This is a genomic window from Micromonospora profundi (assembly GCF_011927785.1).
Lineage (GTDB): Bacteria > Actinomycetota > Actinomycetes > Mycobacteriales > Micromonosporaceae > Micromonospora > Micromonospora profundi.
The window spans coordinates 4,825,478-4,843,729 of the sequence record NZ_JAATJK010000001.1 but is presented as its reverse complement, the minus strand read 5'-3'; the positions used below and the strand labels follow the sequence as shown (position 1 = coordinate 4,843,729).

The following is an 18,252-nucleotide window of genomic DNA, read 5'->3' as shown; positions in this document are numbered from 1 at the left end:
CCTTCGGGGCGGCCCCGACACCCCGTGCCTTCTTTCCAAACCAACCCTGGGGAGGGTGGATGTTCTCCCGATTTCTGGGCGCGTCCGGCGTGTTGCAGCGCCGGGCGGTGCGACCAGTGTCCTGGGCAATGACTGTCGTGATGACCGCGAGCATCATCCAGGTCGCCAATGCCCCCGCATCGACTGCCGCCGAACGCCAACGCCCGACGGCGACCGACGTCGGCAAGACAGTGCCGAATCGTGCGCCGCTTGGCGTCAAGCCGCGCACGGCAAACCCGGGGGCCGCCCCCGCCACGACGACTCCCGTCACTGTCACCTGGCCGTCGGCCGGAGCCAGTGAGATCGCTGTCCCTGCCCCGACAGGGACGCCGGCGCAGGCCGGCGCGCGTACCGGCGCTTCCGCAACCGACGCGGGACCGGCCGCGACCGGCAAGGCCGGCGGACTCGCCGTGTCGCTGTCGGCTGTTGCCCCGCCAGCGCCGAAGGCCGGCGCCAAGGCGGCAACGCCTCCGGTTCCCGCGCCCACGAAGGTACGTGTCGAGGTTCTCGACCGCGCCGCGTCCGAACGGGCCCGCGTCGACGGTCCGTTGATCAAGTTGAACCGCACCGACGGCCAGCAGGGCGCTGGCGACGTCCGGTTGGGGGTCAGCTACGACGGCCTTGCCGGTGCGTTCGGCGGTGACTTCGGTGCCCGTCTGAAGCTGGTGAAGCTGCCGGAGTGTGCGCTCACCACCCCGGAGAAGGCCGGCTGCGCGATCGAGCCGGTGCCGACCGTCAACGACAGTGCATCCCGCACTGTCTTCGCCACGGTCAGCGCCGCGGCGGCGGGTACGACATTCGCGCTGGCCGCAGCCGAATCCTCCTCGCAGGGCGATTTCGGTGCGACGAAGCTCGCGCCGTCGTCGAAGTGGTCGGTGGCCCCGTCCACCGGCGGCTTCTCCTGGAGCTACCCGATGCGTACGCCCCCGGTTCCGGGTGGCGGCGCTCCGGGCATCACGCTCGCGTACTCGTCGCAGTCCGTCGACGGCCGTACCGCAGCCACAAACAACCAGGGCTCCTGGGTGGGTGAGGGCTTCAACTACGAGCCGGGGCACATCGAACGCCGCTACAAGTCCTGTGCCGAGGACGGGCACGACCAGTACGCCGACCAGTGTTGGGCGTACGACAACGCCACGATCCTGCTCAACGGCAAGTCCACCGAGCTGGTCAAGAGCGGCAGCACCTGGAAGTTCGCCACCGATGACGGCTCGAAGGTGGAGCGGCTCACCGGCGCGGACAACGGCGACAACGACGGTGAGCACTGGAAGGTCACCACTACCGACGGCACGCAGTACTTCTTCGGCCTCAACAAGCTTCCGGGCTGGAGCAGCGGCAAAGAGGTGACCGGGTCGACCTGGACGCTGCCGGTCTACGGCGACGACGCCAACGAGCCGTGCAACAGCACGTCCGGTGGATTCACCGCCTCGCACTGTGACCAGGCGTGGCGCTGGAGCCTCGACTACGTCAAAGACCGCTACGGCAACGTCAGCTCGTACTTCTACACGCCCGAGACGAACTACTACGCCCGCGGCAAGCGCACCGATGCCAACGGCGTGCCGTACCACCGCGGCGGCTACCTCAAGCGGATCGACTACGGCCAGCGGGACAACGCCGTCTACACCACGAACGCCCCGGCGCGCGTGCGGTTCGACGTCAAGGAGCGCTGCCTGCCGAACGGCTCCGTCGACTGCGACCCGCAGGATCTGAACGCGACCACCGCGCCGCACTGGCCCGACGTGCCCTTCGACCGCAACTGCAACAAGGACACCAAGTGCAAGACCGACCAGATCACGCCCACCTTCTGGACCCGGGCCCGGCTCACGGGGATCACCACCGAGATCCGCGAAGGTAGCGGCTGGACGGCCGTCGACAACTGGAAGCTCGACCACCAGCTCCTGGACAACGGGGACGCCTCCCGCACCCTCTGGCTTCACAAGATCACCCACACCGGCATGTACGGCGACGACATCGCCATGCCGTCGGTCGAGCTGGGCAACCTCCAACTGCCCAACCGGGTCGACCGGGACGACGACAACATCGGTCCGCTGGTGCGGCCCCGGCTCGCCACCGTGTGGACGGACACCGGTGCCCAGATCGACGTCAACTACGCGGCACCGGACTGCTCCAAGAGCGCGCTTCCGACCGAGGGCAACAGCACCAAGCGCTGCTACCCGGTGAAGTGGAACCCGTACGGCAGCGGTGATCCGATCACCGACTGGTTCTTCAAGTACGTGGTCGCCGCCGTCATCGAGACCGACCGGACCGGTGGCGCACCGGACATGGTCACCAGGTACGACTACCAGGACGGCGCCGCCTGGCGGAAGTCCGAGCCCGACGGGATCTCCGACCCCAAGGACCTCACCTGGGGTGAGTGGCGCGGCTACGGCAAGGTCGTGGTCACCGTCGGCAACGGTCAGACCCAGACCACCAAGACCGAGTATCGCTATCTGCGCGGTATGCACGGCGACAACATTCCGGGCAGCAGCGACACCCGGGACGTCCGGGTGAAGGACTCCGCCGGCGTCGAGCACATCGACTACGACGAGTTCTCCGGCCACCAGTTGGAGAGCACCGTCTACGACGGCGCTTCGGTGGTCAGCCGGAGCATCGCCACCCCGTGGCGGCACAACACCGCCACCGAGTCGCACAGTTGGGGTGACAAGAAGGCCTGGTTCACGAACACCTCGGTGACCAGGAACTTCGTGGCGCTCGCCGCCGGTGGGTGGCGCGAGACGAAGAACATCTCGAGCTTCGAGACGGACTTCGGCCGCGTCACCAAGACCGAGAACCTCGGCGACGTCGACGTCGCAGGCGACGAGGCGTGCAACACCACCACCTACGCCGACAACCCCAGCCTCCACCTGTACAGCCTGGTGGCACGCACCGAGTCGTTGTCGGTGTCGTGCGGCACCTCGCCGGTGGACCGCAAGACCCAGGTCATCTCCGACACCCGCACCCTCTACGACGGCAAGGCGTTCGGGGTGGCGCCCACGCTTGGCAACCCGACCAAGTCGGAGCGGATGGCAAGCCACAACGGCACCACCGCCACCTACATCACCACCGCGTCGGGAACCTTCGACGCGTACGGTCGGCCGCTCAGCGCCACCGACGCGATGGGCAAGACCACCACCACCGCGTACACCGAGACGAACGGTCTGACCACGAAGGTGGTCGAGACGAACCCGCTCGAGCACGTCACCACAACCGAGTACGCCCCGGCCTGGGGCAGCCCGGTCAAGCAGACCGACCCGAACAACCTGGTCAGCAAATTGCAGTACGACGCGTTGGGCCGGCTGGCCAACGTGTGGATGCCGGACCGCAGCGGCGACAACCCGAGCATCAAGTACAGCTACCTGATCCGCACCGACAAGCCGGTGGCGGTCAAGACGGAGAAGCGGCAGAACGACGGCTCGTACAGCGTCGAGTACAAGCTGCACGACGGTCTGCTGCGGCCCCGCCAGGTGCAGACCGAGGGGCCGAACGGCACCCGGATGATCGCGGACACCTTCTACACAGCGACCGGCAACCTCGACAAGACGTACGCGACCTACAACGCCGCCGGTGCTCCGACGGACGCCATCTTCCCCGCCCGCAACGGTGAGGTCGACGGCCAGACGCTCTACGTCTACGACGGGGCCGACCGGGTCAAGGCGGAGATCTTCGCGGTAGCGGGTAACGAGAAGTGGCGCACCAGCACCACGTACGGCGGTGACCGCGTCTCGGTCGACCCGCCGGAGGGCGGCACCCCCACCACGGCGATCTCCAACGCACTCGGGCAGACGACCCAGCTGTTGCAGTACAAGGGCACCGGGCCGTCGGGTGCCTCGGACAAGACCCTCTACACCTACAACCGCTCCGGCCAGCTCGCGACGGTCACCGACCCCGCCGGCAACGTCTGGAAGCACGAGTACGACCAGCTCGGCCGCAAGGTCAAGTCGATCGACCCGGATGCCGGCACGTCGACGATGACGTACGACAACCTGGACCGGCTCACCAGCACCACGAACGGTGTGCAGCAGACGATCAGCACCACGTACGACGCGATCGGCCGGACCACCGCCAGCTACAAGGGGGCGGCCGAGACCGGCGAACTGCTCAGCAGCTGGACGTACGACCTGGAGATGCTCGGGCAGCTCTCCATGACGAGCCGGTGGATCGACGGGGCGGAGTACGCCACCTACTACACCGGCTACGACGAGCTCTACCGGCCGCACGCCACCTACTACCAGGTGCCCGAGCACGCCGGCGCGGAACTCGCTGGGTTGTACAGCTTCGCGGCCGAGTACAACGAGGACGGCACCGTTCGGGCGACGGGCATGTCCGACGGTGGAGGCTTGCCGTTCGAGAGCATCGCCTACACGTACGACAGCATGGAGCGGTTGACCGCGACCGAGGGCGACGTGCCGTACCTGACGGACGTCGACTACTCGGCGACCAGTGAGGTCATCCAGACCGAGGCGAAGCTCGGCGCCAACAAGGTCTGGTCGACCTACGGGTACGAGCAGGGCTCCAAGCGGCTCACCCACCAGCGGTTGGACCGCAGCGGCGCGCCGGTCATCGACATCGACGCGCAGTACAGCTACGACGCTTCCGGCAACATCACCCGGATCGCCGACACGCCCTCGGGCACCCGGGACGTGCAGTGCTTCTCCTACGACTACCTGCGCCGCATGGAGCGGGCCTGGACGTCGGCGAGCACCGCCACCGACCCGTGTGCCGGAGGCCCGTCGACCACGGGTGTGGGTGGGGTGGCCCCGTACCACCACTCCTACACCTACGACGTGGTGGGCAACCGCAAGACCGAGTCGCAGTTCGCCGCAAACGGCACCTCGCTCAAGGAGCGCGTCTACACCTATCCGACCGCGGGCCAGCCGCAGCCGCACACCCTGAGCAAGATGACCGAGACGACGCCGGCGGGCTCGAAGCTCCACGAGTACGGCTACGACGCGGCGGGCAACACCACGAAGCGGACGAAGGTCGGCGAGGACCAGACCCTGAAGTGGGACGCCGAGGGCAACCTCGAGTCCGTCACCGACGCCACGGGCAAAAAGACCAGTTTCCTGTACGACGTCGACGGCTCCCGGATGCTCCGCAAGGAGCCGACCGCGACGACGCTCTACCTGCCGGGCATGGAGGTCCGGCTCGACCACACCACCAGGGCGACCGACGGCACCCGTTACTACTCCCTGCCGGGCGGCGGCACGATCGTTCGGAAGATCAACGGTCTGCACTACGTCGCCTCCGACCACCACGGCACGGGTCAGGCGACTGTCGACGAGAACGGTGCGATCGTGCACCGGCGCAGCACGCCGTTCGGTGAGTCCCGAGGCACGCCACCAACACCGGGGCAGTGGCCGACGGAGAAGGGCTTCGTCAACGGCAACCAGGACTCGACAACGGGCCTGGTGAACATCGGCGCCCGCGAGTACGACACCGTCACCGGTCGGTTCATCTCCGTCGACCCGATCATCGACGTCAACGACCCGCAGCAGATGCACGGGTACGCGTACGCCAACAACAACCCGATCTCGTACTCCGACCCCGACGGCCTCAAGGCGTGCTCCGACGACGCCTGCGGTCCCGGTGCCGACTACGAGGACATGTACGGCAACTACCACAAGGTCAAGGGACACAACGACGGCTGTGGTGGCTGCTCGAAGGCGTACGACCCGGACGAGCCCACGATCAACGCGTGGAACAACCCCCGGGCCAGCGAAAAGGACCGCCGTGCGGCCGCGGCAGCAGCAGCCGAGAAGGAGCGCCAGGCTCGCATCGCGCGGGCGAAGCAGAAGCTCCTGAACGCGGCCAAGGCCCTCGCGAAGATCCTGATGGACGAGTTGGGCATCACCGATGCCCTGGACTGCTTCCTCAAGGGCGACATGGGCGGCTGTCTCAACACCGCCATCAACGTCGCCACCTCGGCCATCGGTGGAGCAATCGGCAAGCTGGCGGCTAGATACGGCGCTCCATGGAAGTGGAAGAAGTTCGGCAACCTCGTCACGAGAACCAAGGGCCTTCTCGGCGACCTGATCGACGGTGCCAAGGACTTCTTGAAGCTCGGTAAGTGCAACAGTTTCGCCCCAGGAACTCTTGTTCTTATGGCTGACGGCACGCGGAAGCCGATTGAGGACATCCAGCCCGGAGATGTGATCCTGGCCACCGATGCGCTGTCTGGTGGTACTGCCGCCAAGCAGGTGGTGGCAACCATCATCGGATCGGGAGCCAAGAACCTGGTCCGCATCACGGTTGGTGTCGCTGGGCAAGGCGAAGACAGTGCCGGCAGTGTGGTAGCTACGGACGAGCATCCGTTCTGGGTCCCAGATCTGCGCGAATGGGTGGATGCCACAAACCTGTCGGTTGGCCAGTGGCTCCGCACCTCGGCCGGCACTCTTGTTCAAGTCTCCGCAATCGAGCGTTGGACCGCCCAACAAACGGTATACAACCTCACGGTTGACGACATTCACACGTACTATGTGCTCGCCGGCAATACGTCAGTCCTCGTTCACAATACGAACAACGGCATTTCCATGGACGAGGCCTTGGATCTTGCTGCAGCCCACGTTGGCGACAACCCCATGTCGCGCCGCTCGGGCAGCAAAGCTGTTCAGTTTGAGAACGGATACGTCGATGAGAATGGCAACAAGGTACGTAAAATCGCACGGTTCGATGTCAATCCCAACGTTCCACACGTCCAGAAGCTAGGACCCCATCTCAACCTGGAGACGCAGATTAACGGTAGGCCCGTGACGTCGGGACCGCTCAAGGATCCCCATCTTCCGATCGACCCGTCTACGATTAGGTCAGGGGACTACTGCTGATGTCCGGCTGTAAGGGGTGGGAGTGAAGGTTCTATATCACAAGGACACCGGCGAGCTCGAGTTGTCTGGGACAGATCGGGAACTACGGGACTTGGCAGCTCGATTGCGATCAGGCCGGGGTCGTATCCCTTTAGATGTCGGAGGGGATCCGTCGCCCTACGATAAGGCTTTGCCCGCCATTGAGTTCGAGCGCACCGAGGGCAACCTCATGATTTCCTATCTGTCCGATCGTGACGCGTTGCGGATAGAGGGTGGTGCGGAAGAGCTGGAGGTGTTCGCGTCTGTCCTTGAAGAATTTGGGGATGAAGGTGACATCACCGCCCATATTCATGTGGAGCATGTTCCGGGGCATGAATATCTCTCGCCAAGAACCGAACCCCTGGTGATTGCCCTGAATGCGTAGAAATCCAATTGGGGTAACAACACTGAAGTAAGGACGGCAAAGGGGGCGTGACCAGAAGGTCACGCCCCCTTTGCCGCCTGCTGGTATCGCCCCTCCATGGTTCGCCTTTGGAGCGGCGTCGGTTCTCGCGGCGATATGTTCACTGCCCTGTTGATGCAGTTGGAGGAGGCGGCTCGCCTGCTGCGCCATGACCCCGATGACCGCGCAGCTCTCGACGAGCTGGACGACGCGGTCGCAGAGGCGGAGCGCTTCCGCACTATCCTCCTACCTGTCCTGTGACCGACGAGACGACGGATGCGCTGACCCATGTTCTCGGATCCTGCCCGCTATGACCGATGACTTCTTCGAGCTCGCGCTGGTCGCGATGGACAAGTCAGGTGGTGTTTCGGAAAGATGCGACGCCATTTCACGAATGGCTGAGCTTGACTCAGTCAAGGCGAAAGAGATTCTTATAGGTGTCGCGTCATCCTGGGATGAGCCGGGCGAGATTCTGTCGCAAGCGGGAAAGTCGCTGGGGTTGCTCGCAGCTAAGGCGGGCTACTTATCCGAATGGGACCTGCGGGACGTGACGGAGAGCGCGTATGAGGCGTACAACGAATGGTTGACCTTGGAATGAGCCGATAGGTGGTCGAGGGGCGGTGCGACCGAACTGCGGGTCGTACCGTCCCTCGCTCCTTGAGCGAGGGGCGCGCCTCGCCATGCGAAAGAGGGGTCGTTGCGGTGCTGTTCCGCGCCGGCGCTCCCGAGGTGGCCGGATCCCTGACGACTCCTGTTTGGCCGGATGTAGTCGGAAGGCAGGCAGTGCGAGCCGACTTCGGGCTCGCGGCACCTTCTGAAGGACGGGTGCTCTTGACCACGGTCTACGACAGCCGGTGCTGCCGGGAGGCGGCTGCGTAGGGTTGGGAGGCTCCTGCCCGTGCAGCGGCGTTGAGGTGGGTGCCGAGGTCGTGACAGGAGGGTGGGTGGAGATCACTGGGGTGGACACCCTCGTCGTGGTGCCTTTCGACGCGCGACCAGCCGTGACCGCGTTCGTCCGTAGCATGCGGCGACTCTGGCCGTCTGCGCTCATCGGCATCGATGACGGCAAAGAGCCGATGACCATCGACCTCGGCGATGCTGCTGGCTATCCGGCTCGCGGTGAACTGATGTTCGCCCGCGATGCGGCGATGGACGAGCACTGGGAGGAGCACGGGTACCTCCCGATGCCGGATGGGTCCGCGCCAGTGACGCTCATCTACCAGATTCACCACGGCCTGGTGGTAGAGGTAGACGTCGTCGGCGAGGGTCGGCTGGACGACGGCCCGCTGTCAGGATGGACCGGGGTCGAACTGGCTCTGCCAGAGGCAACTGCGCTTACGCTGGTCACTCATGCCGCTCCGGCTGAGGACGCCTTCTGCGCCGCGATCCTGGCACTCTTGCGTGAAACCCTGGGCTACCAGAGGGCAAGTGACTGAACCTGGTCGCGACGTCGGCTGCCAACCTCATGGGCCATGGGTCCGTCGACAGCTCCGCCCGCCGACTGCTGCTGGCTTGCGAAGGAGGAGGATGAATATGCAAGTCCTGCGTTCGGACGCGACAGCTGAAATGGAATTGTCAGGAACTCGGCTGGATTTGCTAAGCCTGGCCCAAGCGCTCCGCTCCGACAGGGAGACACTGCTGCTCAACGCCGAGGCGGACCCTTTTCCAAATAGCGAGGCACCGTCGACGATAGAGTCAACATGTACGTCCGGTGATGTTGTGATATCGCTTTCGACAGATTCTCGCGCCTTGGCATTCTCCGGTGGATCGGGGGAGTTGGAGTCCCTTGCGTCGACCATCGTGGGCTTCGCCGAAGAGGGTGACGATTCCGCCCACCTTCATGTGGAATACGTCCCCGGCCACGAGTACCTGTCGCCGAATTCCGAGCCGCTGGTAATCGCGCTTACGGGTTGAAGGGTGGCGGTCAGCGCCACGTGCGGTACCGGAACTCGATCGGCTGGACGACGCGGCGGTGGGCCCGTGAGCAACCATCACGTCTATTTACCGGAGGAGAAGGAGTGGCACCCGTGTCGGGCCTGCCAGACGTGATCGACCATGACGAGCCGCCGAAGGAGCCCGTCGTCGTCGGAGTCATCCCGTATGACCCTGGCCGTGGCCTGATCAGCGACTGGGACGACGACACCGTCCTGCGAATAGAGGTGCTCGAGACGACGGCGAAGACGATCTTGATCTCGGGCAACGCGGCTGGGCTCACCTCGCTCGCGCGTCACCTGCTCACCCTCGCGCAGCCCAGCGCCCCGGCCGGGTCCCATCTAGACTTCGACGAGTACTGCGGCTGGTTCGAGGAAGGCTCGTTCGGGGTCCGGATCGAACTGGAGTAGCGGAGATGAGTGGGTCCACTTATTGGCGTACGCAGATCGTAGACTTCCTTGAAGCTCTTAGCGCGCTTCGCGCCGCTCTTCTTCAGAGTGGTCCAGACCTGGAAAACCTCGGGCAGTTGGTTGCGGAGGCCAGGAAAGGTGGAATTCAGCGAAGTGGGGTCCTGGGAGGTGTGGAGTATCAGGTCCACGGTCGTGGTGTGTTGACGGTCGACGCAGTCGGCCGTGAGGTGGACGTCGATCTTCTTCCCGATGATTCCGCGGTATTTGATCCATGGCGTTTGTTGCGCTTCTCGAATCAATCTCAAGGAGCGGGGTCGGAGGTCGGCCACTGTGCCGAGCAAGTGTGTCGCGAACTTGTGAGGGAGGGTGTGCTCCGTGAGCCGATACCCGGATGGTTCTGCGCTGCCAATGAGCCGGTCCCGCGGCGATCGCGGCCGTAGCCACGCCTAGTCAGGGAGCGGAGTCGATGAACCATGGCGCCACCGATGGTCCTCAGCACATGCTCAGCCCCGCTGGGCTTGCAGCATGGAGGATTCTTCGAAGCGGACACCGTAGGCATGCCTTTTGGTTGCTGGCGCACCCCCGATCGACGCCGGAACTGATATTTCAAGCATGGGTACTGGCGATGCGCCGCACGTTCTCCCGAGAGGCGTCCGACCAGCGTGTAGCCGTGTACCTGGAAGGCGTAATCAACCGTACGGGCAGGTCGGCGACCGACCTCCAAATCGCTGAGCTGATTGACCTGGCTTTCAATAATTCCTCTTCTGTGAGCCGGAATGTGAAGAGAGGCATCCTGCCGATTCTCGCCGACCTGGTGCAGAGTCAGTTCCCAAGTGGAGAGCAGTGCGCCGAGTTGGTGCGAGCGGCCGAATCGCGGGCCGACCGGCTACGCCGCAAAGCACGCAAGCGGCCGACTGTTGCAGGGCTAGGAAGTGCCCTGCCTACGAGTGGACCCAGGTCGGTGGTCGGGCAGATTCTCAAGGCGCAAGCCTCCTATGACCGAGAACTCCTGTCAGCGCTGCCTGATGAGGAGTCCAGCGAGGCGGCGGCCGAACTCATTGACCAGGCAACCGCTGCCGTGCTTCGGGAGCGATTTCCGTCTCCTTCATCTGTGGAGCTTGTGCCAAAATTCGCGGCCCGGGTAGCGAAGTCGTCCAGCGACGTTCGACTGGACGAAATTCTTGCGGAGGTAGTCGTCCGAGATGCGCTCCTTCCCCAATCAACTATCGAATTGCCGGACGACCTCATGCTGCACGCAAAGATTATGACGTTTGTGCAGGCAGTGGAGGACCTCGGATTGTATTCGCGGGAGATTGATTCAATAATCAGTGCCGCGGAACGTGCGGCCGAGAATGCAGGCGTACGACTGAAGGCTATGCCTTGATCGAGGTCTGTGGCCAGTGAGTGAAGTTTGGGCTTGTCCGCCGAGTTGGACGCCCTGCTTGGGCTGTAAGCGCGAGGTGCGCGGCTGCGTGATGAAAACAGCCTGCTGTTCAACCTCGTTGACGAGGCGCGCTCTGGCCGATGGGACGTGCGTGCCTTCTCCACCGCTTGGCGAATCGAATCCGAGGACGACGTGGTGGTTGGTGCCGACGACGACAGGGATCGCCTCCGACGGGCTGTCGCGGTGTGAACGGCAAGGTTCTTCAGGGCGTTGAGGTCTGTGCCCCGAGCCTCGACACTACGCTTGTTTTTGCTGTTTACCGTCTTCGCGTCTTTCCTTGTAACCGCCAGTGTCGACCCTCGAGGCTGGCAGCAATGGTCACTTCGGCCGTGGCGGCGCGTAGCAACACGAGCGCCGCGTCATGGCCGGTGACGGTGCCGTGGTCCGTCCGGGGCCCGGCGGCCATGTGGCGGGTAGCCATCGACTCGCCGTGTTGATGCATCAGCACGGCGAGCGCCATGAGCACGGCCCCGGCCATACGGTGCCACTCCAGCTCCGGGCCGCGCTCGGTCGGATCGCCGACGACGATTGCCACCGCCAAGGCCAGGAGCAGCAGCGTGCCCGCGTGCTGCACAACCGGTGCGGCGTCGAGGGTCACCGCGACCATGACAGCGACTGTCGCACCCGCAAGCATTCGGGCTCTGCGGGAAGCGCCCGCCTGCGGCACGACGCAGCAGCAGGCTGACACCGCGGCCGACCCGAGCATGATCACCTCGATCATCAGGACGTCATCGCGGTGCGACGCCGGGGCGTGACCATTGCGCGGTGGGGCGGCCGTTGAGACGCCAAGGGTGCCCGGTGACCCGCGGCCAGCCTTCAGGCGAGTTTTCCCAGTTCTCCTGCCGGCCGTACACCGTGAGGTCCAGGGCGTGGTACGTGGTCATCAACGCCTCCACGCCACGCCCGGTGGTCCAGTAGGTCTCGTAGACCTTGTCGCCGTCGCGCAGGTAGCACGCGATGAACCCGAAGTCACGACCGTCGGCCAGAGCCGGGTCGGAGTCTTTCGCCGAATACCAGGGGAACCTGTAGCCCATGAACTCCGCGAACGGGGCACTTTCGTCGTAGGGACCCTGGCAGAACACGGCGTAGGTGACGTCCCGAGCGTGCAGGTAGTCCAGCATCTGCATGTGACAGGTCGAGAAGGTGCACCCCTCACACTGATGCTCGTACGGTTTGCCGTCGTGCCACATGTGGAAGTAGGCGATGAGCATCCGGCGGCCCTCGAACACCTCCACCAGCGGGGTGTCCCCGCCAGGGCCCCGCACCGTCACCGTCGGCATCAAGGTCATCGGCAGCTGACGACGAGCGGCTGCGATCGCGTCTCCTTCACGGGTATGGGCCTTCTCCCGGACCAGCAGTTCGTTGCGCTCGCGCAGCCAGGTCTCCCGGTCGACGACCGGGGGCGCTGCGGCGCTGGACGCGGGGGTTGCCGTCATGGCTATCTCCTTCGTGGAGTGGGGATCGGTCACAGGTACAGACGACCGAGTCGGCGATCGTCATCGGTGACCGATGACGGATGGGGCCCGCGGTCGTCAGTACGGTTGTGAGGACCAGTCAGCCCCGGGGAGATCACATGTCCGACTCGCCTGACGAGCAGGCGGTCTGGCTGCAGCGCGCCTTCGACGAGCACCGGCGTGAGCTACACGTGCACTGCTACCGCCTCGCCGGGAACGTCACCGACGCGGACGACCTGGTGCAGGAGACCTTCCTGCGTGCCTGGCGGGCTCGCGACCGCTTCGAGGGTCGGGCGTCGGCGCGCACCTGGTTCTACCGGATCGCCACGAACGTCTTCCTCGACAGCCGCAAGGCGGCCGGTCACCGGACGGTACCGTACGGTGATCCGCTGGAGTGGTCCACCGAGCTCGGTCCCTATCCCGACGCCCTGCTGGCCGACGATCCGCAGACCGGTCTCGCCGCCCGGGAGACCGTCGAGCTGGCCGTGATCGCAGCGCTCATGTACCTGCCGCCGCGGCAGCGGGCTGCCTTCGTGCTGCGCGACGTCCACGGCTGGACGCCGCAGGAGATCGCCGCCGCGCTCGACACCGCCGTAGCGGCCGTCAACAGCCTCCTCCAGCGGGCCCGCCACACCCTCCGGCGGCGCGCTCCGTCGGACCCGAAGGACTGGCGACGCCCGCAGCTCAGCAGTGAGGACGAAGAGATCCTGCGCCGCTACGCCAACGCGAAGGACCCGGAGACTTTCCGGGCACTGCTCGCCGAGGACGTACGGATCACGATGCCGCCCGAGCCGCCGGTCGTCGGGATCGACGCGGCCGCGGAGTTCCTCGGCCGACCGCTCGACTGGCGTACGTTCCCCACCTCGGCCAACGGGCGCCCGGCACTGATCAACTATCTCCGCCGGCCCGGCAGCCCGCACTACGAGGCGTTGGTCGTCGACGTACTCCGGATCGAGAACGGGAAGATCGTAGAGAGCAACGCCTTCATCGGTGCCCGTCACGTCGCCGCCTTCAGCATGCCCGCCACGCTCGAGCCCTAGACGAGTAAGTCTCAAGCTAAGTGGCCGAGTCTGCGCTGGTAGTGGGTCGTCGGGCTCGGACTTGGGATGTTCGTCGCCAGGTTGACCAGGCGACGGTCAACGCGATGATCTCCGGGTCGGCGTCGGGCTGCTGGGCGGTGGTGGCGGCGAGGATGCGGATGCGGGGTCGCGACTTCAGTCGCGACCCCGCACAGTGGCCGTATCAGGCGCGGGAGCAGGACGTCCCGTTGAGCGAGAAGCTGGTCGGGGACGAGTACGACCCGTTCAGCGTTCCCTGGTAGCCGAAGCTTGCCGTGCCGCCGGGTGCGATCGATCCGTTGTGGCCGGCGTTGCGGGCGGTCACCGAGGACCCGCTCTGGCTGACCGTGGCGTTCCAGGCGTTGGTGACCTGCTGTCCGCTGGGCAGCGTGTAGTTGAGCGTCCAGCCGTTGATCGTGCTGGAGCCGGTGTTGGTGATCTGCACGTCGGCGGTGAAGCCGTTGTTCCACGAGTTCGGCGTGTACTTCACCGCGCAGCCCGAGCTACCGCCCGGCGGCGGGGTCGTGGCCGGAGGCGGGGTGGTGGGGTTGTTGCCGCCGCCGTTGACGTTCGCGGAGAAGGAGGTCACCGCGAGGCCGACGCCGCCCTGCCAGGGCTCGAAGCCGGCCTGGATGCTTGTCAGGTACCAGCTGTTGGTGATGGCGCCCCGGTTGCGGACGTCGTTGATGAACTCCAGCACGCTGAAGTTCAGGCTGGAGATCGCCGACGGCGCGACGTACGAGATGACGTTGTTCGAGCCGTTGCTGCCCTGCCACACCTCCCAGGTCCGGCCGGCGAGGGTGGTGTTGCCGACCCGCGAGCCGATGGGCTGGATCGAACCCTGCCGGTTGAGCCAGATCATGATCTCCATCTGGTTGACGCCGTCGCGCTTGGGCGACGGGTCCAGCCAGATGTCGTACGACGCGTTGTAGGTGGCGCCGCTGACGTACCTGTAGTTGATGCTGCTGGTGGCGCTGCTGATCTGGCTCACCTGGATCGGCAGGTTCGTGCCGGGGGAGCAGTTGGTGTAGTGACAACCGAAGAACACCGAGGGGTACGCCGTGGGCGCGCCGTTCGTGGGGTTGCTGCCGTTCTGCGTCGTGATCTCGAAGCCGGTGCTTGTGACGTTGATGCACTGCTGGGCGGTGGTGCCCCACTTGTTGTTCTGCACCACGTACCGGCCCTGGATGGTGGTGGAGCCGTACTGCTCGCAGATCTGGGTGTCGGCGGAGGCGGTGCCGCCGAGGGCCACGGCGACGAGCGAGCCGCTGAGCAGCAGGCCGGCCGCCAGCAGGGCCCGAAGTGGACGTTTCATGATGCTCCTTGACTGGGGCGCGTGCGGTGCGCCGAACGGGTCGGGGCAGGTGCGGGAGCGCTCCCACGCTCGCTGACACATTTACATGCCTGAAACTCTGGCGCAACCGTTCGCGTCAAACTGGTGAAATGTGAGGATTGCCATCCGCCCGCCGTACGGCCGTCGCCGCACGTCCAGCTGAGCGGCACGCGTCCCCGAGAGGTGGTTCCGGGCGGCCGGTCGGGCTCTGGTGTGCGCCGATTGCGCCGAGTAGCGTGTTGCCTCCAACGCGTGCCGTAACCCCTCCGGAGGCGTACACCACAATGGGTGGCTCTCCCCTGCGCATCCTCGTCGTCGGCGCAGGCATCGCCGGCCTCGCCGTGGCCCGGGCGTTACGCCTGGCGGGCTTCCGGCCCGACGTCACCGACAAACTGCCGCCGGGGGAGTCGACCGCGACAGGCCTCTACCTGCCCGGCAACGCCGCCCGCGCGTTGCGCCGACTCGACCTGCACGACCCGGTCCGCCCGCTCGGACAGGTCATCCACAGGCAGTGCTTCTTCGACGCGACAGGCGCGCCGCTGTGTGAGGTGGATCTCGACACCCTCTGGGCCGGCGTCGGCGAATGCCGGGCGTTGCCCCGGGCGGACCTGCACCGGGTGCTGCTCAGCGGTGCCGGCGGCGCCGTCCGCCACGGCGCCGAGGTCCGCGCCCTGGACCTGCTTCCGGGAGGCGTCGGCGTCACCTTCACCGACAACACCACCACCGAGTACGACCTGGTCATCGGCGCCGACGGGCCGCGTTCCTCGGTCCGGGCGCTGGCCGCGCTCGGCGGGCCGCCCCGCCCCGTCGGGCAGGTGGTCTACCGGGCGGTGCTGCGCGACGGCCCACCCGTCAGTGAGTGGACCGCGCTGCTCGGGCAGCGCTCCGGCCTGTTGTTGGTGCCGATCGGTGAGGGTCGACTGCACTGCTACGCCGACGAGGCCGGCACCAAGACGCCCGCCGACCCGCTGGCCCGGCTCCGCGAACTCTTCGGCGAGTACCGGGGGCCTGTGCCCGAGGTGCTGGAGATGCTGACGCCGGACCAGGTCCACGTCGGGCTCACCGACGAAGTGGAGCTGGGCCGCTGGTACCGGGGACGGGTGCTGCTGGTCGGTGACGCCGCCCACGCCACCGCGCCGACCCTGTCGCAGGGTGCCGCCATGGCACTTGAGGACGCCGTGGTGCTTGCCGAATCACTGTGCGCAGCCAGCAGCGTCGATGCGGCACTTGTGGCGTACGAGAGTCGTCGTCGCCCGCGTACCCGATGGGTGGCCGACCGGACCCGGGACCGCAACCGCACCAGAGACGTCCCGCCGGCGCTGCGCGACCCGCTGCTGCGCGGACGCGGTGGACGGATCTTCGGGGGGCACTACCGGCTACTGATCGGCCCGCTGTAGTCCCGTAGTAGATCGTGTCACGCCACCCCACGCGGCGCTGCGACCTGCCGGGGACTATCCTCCCTACGGATGACGGCCCGCAGATAACCAGCGTGTGCCGAGCGACAACCGAGAACCGGAGGCCACTCGTGACCACCGTCGCACCCAAGCCGGTCGTGACCCGGCCCTGGCCGGTCCGGGAGCCGGTCAAGGGGTCGGCCATCGCGCGGCTGCTGCGAACCACGGACGCGAAGCAAATCGGGATCATGTACATGATCACCGCGTTCGTGTTCTTCATGATCGGTGGCCTGATGGCCCTGGTCATGCGGGCTGAGCTGGCTCGACCCGGGCTGCAGTTCCTCTCGCCCGAGCAGTACAACCAGCTCTTCACGATGCACGGCACGATCATGCTGCTGTTCTTCGCGACGCCGATCGTGTTCGCCTTCGCGAACTACATCGTGCCGATCCAGATCGGCGCGCCCGACGTTTCCTTCCCTCGCCTGAACAGCTTCGCCTACTGGCTGTACCTGTTCGGCGGCACGATGGCGACCGCCGGCTTCATCACCCCGGGCGGTGCCGCAGACTTCGGCTGGTTCGCGTACGCGCCGCTGAGCAGCGTCGAGCACTCGCCCGGCGTCGGCGCCAACATGTGGGTCATGGGTCTGGCCATCTCCGGCCTGGGCACCATCCTCGGCGCGGTGAACATGATCACCACGATCCTCACCCTGCGCGCGCCCGGCATGACCATGTTCCGGATGCCGATCTTCACGTGGAACATCCTGGTCACCAGCCTCCTGGTGATCCTGGTCTTCCCGCTGCTGGCCGCCGCGCTCTTCGCGCTCGCCGCGGACCGCATCCTCGGTGCCCACGTGTACGACCCGGCGACCGGCGGGCCGATGCTCTGGCAGCACCTGTTCTGGTTCTTCGGCCACCCCGAGGTGTACATCGTCGCGCTGCCGTTCTTCGGCATCATCAGCGAGGTCATCCCGGTCTTCTCCCGCAAGCCGATCTTCGGCTACAAGGGCCTGGTCGCCGCGACCATCGCGATCGCCGCGCTCTCCATGAGCGTCTGGGCGCACCACATGTTCGCCACCGGCCAGGTGCTGCTGCCGTTCTTCAGCTTCCTGAGCTACCTGATCGCCGTGCCGACCGGTATGAAGTTCTTCAACTGGATCGGCACCATGTGGCGGGGCCAGATCAGCTTCGAGACGCCCATGCTCTGGGCGGTCGGCTTCCTGGTCACGTTCCTCTTCGGTGGTCTGACCGGTGTGCTGCTGGCGAGCCCGCCGCTGGACTTCCACGTGTCGGACTCGTACTTCGTAGTGGCCCACTTCCACTACGTGCTCTTCGGCACCATCGTGTTCGCGGTCTTCGCCGGCATCTACTTCTGGTTCCCGAAGATGTTCGGCCGGATGCTCGACGAGCGCCTGGGCAAGGTGCACTTCTGGCTCACCATGATCGGTTTCCACACCACGTTCCTGGTGCAGCACTGGCTCGGTAACGAGGGCATGCCCCGCCGGTACGCCGACTACCTGCCCAGCGACGGCTTCACCACGCTGAACATGATCTCGACGGTCGGCGCGTTCATCACCGGTATCTCGACGCTGCCGTTCATCTACAACTGCTGGAAGGCGTACAAGACCGGCCCGGTTGTCGAGGTGAACGACCCCTGGGGTCACGGCAACTCGCTGGAGTGGGCGACCAGCAGCCCGCCGCCGCTGCGCAACTTCGACCGGATGCCCCGGATCCGCTCCGAGCGGCCGGCGTTCGACGAGAAGTTCCCGGAGTTGGCCGCCGGTGGCCAGAGCCTGGCCGGCCCGCCGGAGGGCGGCTCCAAGCCGCTCACCAGCGAGTCCGACGGCGGTGCCAGCTACCGCGAGGACACCGCCAGCGACATCGACCGCAACTGACGCTCAGCTGAGCCGTACGACGGGCGCCGCCCCCGGGACACCGGGAGCGGCGCCCGT

At 66.0% G+C, this 18,252-nt stretch carries 15 protein-coding genes; 12 read left to right on the top strand and 3 right to left on the bottom strand.

The features are described from left to right. The first annotated feature begins 59 nt into the window (after positions 1 to 59). The 9 genes from F4558_RS21210 (at position 60) to F4558_RS21180 (ending at position 11,004) form a co-directional block, all read left to right on the top strand. Positions 60 to 6,857, top strand: a complete 6,798-nt coding sequence (locus tag F4558_RS21210) for a polymorphic toxin-type HINT domain-containing protein (protein WP_167945698.1) — start codon at positions 60 to 62, stop codon at positions 6,855 to 6,857. A 169-nt stretch (positions 6,858 to 7,026) separates the two neighbouring features. Next, positions 7,027 to 7,260: an Imm32 family immunity protein gene (locus tag F4558_RS21205; protein ID WP_167945696.1), complete on the top strand. Its 234-nt coding sequence runs from the start codon at positions 7,027 to 7,029 to the stop codon at positions 7,258 to 7,260. 153 nt (positions 7,261 to 7,413) lie between these two features. Next, entirely contained in the window at positions 7,414 to 7,539 is a 126-nt protein-coding gene (locus F4558_RS31995) for a hypothetical protein (RefSeq protein ID WP_280845166.1), read from the top strand. Between the two features lie 49 nt (positions 7,540 to 7,588). Beyond that, positions 7,589 to 7,876 carry a hypothetical protein gene (locus F4558_RS21200; protein ID WP_167945694.1) on the top strand — a complete coding sequence of 96 codons (288 nt, stop codon included), beginning with the start codon at positions 7,589 to 7,591 and terminating at the stop codon, positions 7,874 to 7,876. 346 nt (positions 7,877 to 8,222) lie between these two features. After that, positions 8,223 to 8,714, top strand: a complete 492-nt coding sequence (locus F4558_RS21195; protein ID WP_167945692.1) for a hypothetical protein — start codon at positions 8,223 to 8,225, stop codon at positions 8,712 to 8,714. Between the two features lie 91 nt (positions 8,715 to 8,805). Then, a complete protein-coding gene (locus tag F4558_RS21190; RefSeq protein WP_167945690.1) occupies positions 8,806 to 9,192 on the top strand; it encodes an Imm32 family immunity protein in 387 nt (128 codons plus the stop codon). A 113-nt stretch (positions 9,193 to 9,305) separates the two neighbouring features. Further along, positions 9,306 to 9,620 carry an Imm32 family immunity protein gene (locus F4558_RS21185; protein ID WP_167945688.1) on the top strand — a complete coding sequence of 105 codons (315 nt, stop codon included), beginning with the start codon at positions 9,306 to 9,308 and terminating at the stop codon, positions 9,618 to 9,620. A 5-nt stretch (positions 9,621 to 9,625) separates the two neighbouring features. Beyond that, a complete protein-coding gene (locus F4558_RS32375; protein ID WP_376767558.1) occupies positions 9,626 to 10,060 on the top strand; it encodes a DUF6896 domain-containing protein in 435 nt (144 codons plus the stop codon). Between the two features lie 230 nt (positions 10,061 to 10,290). Continuing rightward, the gene (locus tag F4558_RS21180; RefSeq protein ID WP_167942855.1) at positions 10,291 to 11,004 is read left to right on the top strand and encodes a hypothetical protein; all 714 of its coding nucleotides are present in this window, start codon (positions 10,291 to 10,293) and stop codon (positions 11,002 to 11,004) included. A 316-nt stretch (positions 11,005 to 11,320) separates the two neighbouring features. Here the strand turns inward: F4558_RS21180 and F4558_RS21175 are convergent, their stop codons facing one another. Beyond that, the gene (locus F4558_RS21175) at positions 11,321 to 11,785 is read right to left on the bottom strand and encodes a hypothetical protein (RefSeq protein WP_053655597.1); all 465 of its coding nucleotides are present in this window, start codon (positions 11,783 to 11,785) and stop codon (positions 11,321 to 11,323) included. A 7-nt stretch (positions 11,786 to 11,792) separates the two neighbouring features. Next, complete coding sequence (locus tag F4558_RS21170) at positions 11,793 to 12,500, bottom strand: DUF899 family protein (RefSeq protein ID WP_053655596.1); 708 nt, start codon at positions 12,498 to 12,500, stop codon at positions 11,793 to 11,795. A gap of 137 nt (positions 12,501 to 12,637) precedes the next feature. Between F4558_RS21170 and F4558_RS21165 the strand changes: the two genes are divergently transcribed. Next, a complete protein-coding gene (locus F4558_RS21165) occupies positions 12,638 to 13,558 on the top strand; it encodes an RNA polymerase subunit sigma-70 (protein ID WP_167945686.1) in 921 nt (306 codons plus the stop codon). A 202-nt stretch (positions 13,559 to 13,760) separates the two neighbouring features. Here the strand turns inward: F4558_RS21165 and F4558_RS21160 are convergent, their stop codons facing one another. Then, positions 13,761 to 14,891 carry a glycoside hydrolase family 12 protein gene (locus F4558_RS21160; protein WP_167945684.1) on the bottom strand — a complete coding sequence of 377 codons (1,131 nt, stop codon included), beginning with the start codon at positions 14,889 to 14,891 and terminating at the stop codon, positions 13,761 to 13,763. 302 nt (positions 14,892 to 15,193) lie between these two features. On the opposite strand from F4558_RS21160, the gene F4558_RS21155 reads away from it, so the two are divergent. After that, entirely contained in the window at positions 15,194 to 16,306 is a 1,113-nt protein-coding gene (locus F4558_RS21155; RefSeq protein WP_053655593.1) for an FAD-dependent monooxygenase, read from the top strand. A 128-nt stretch (positions 16,307 to 16,434) separates the two neighbouring features. After that, entirely contained in the window at positions 16,435 to 18,195 is a 1,761-nt protein-coding gene (ctaD, locus tag F4558_RS21150) for an aa3-type cytochrome oxidase subunit I (protein WP_053655592.1), read from the top strand. The last annotated feature ends 57 nt before the right edge of the window (positions 18,196 to 18,252 follow it).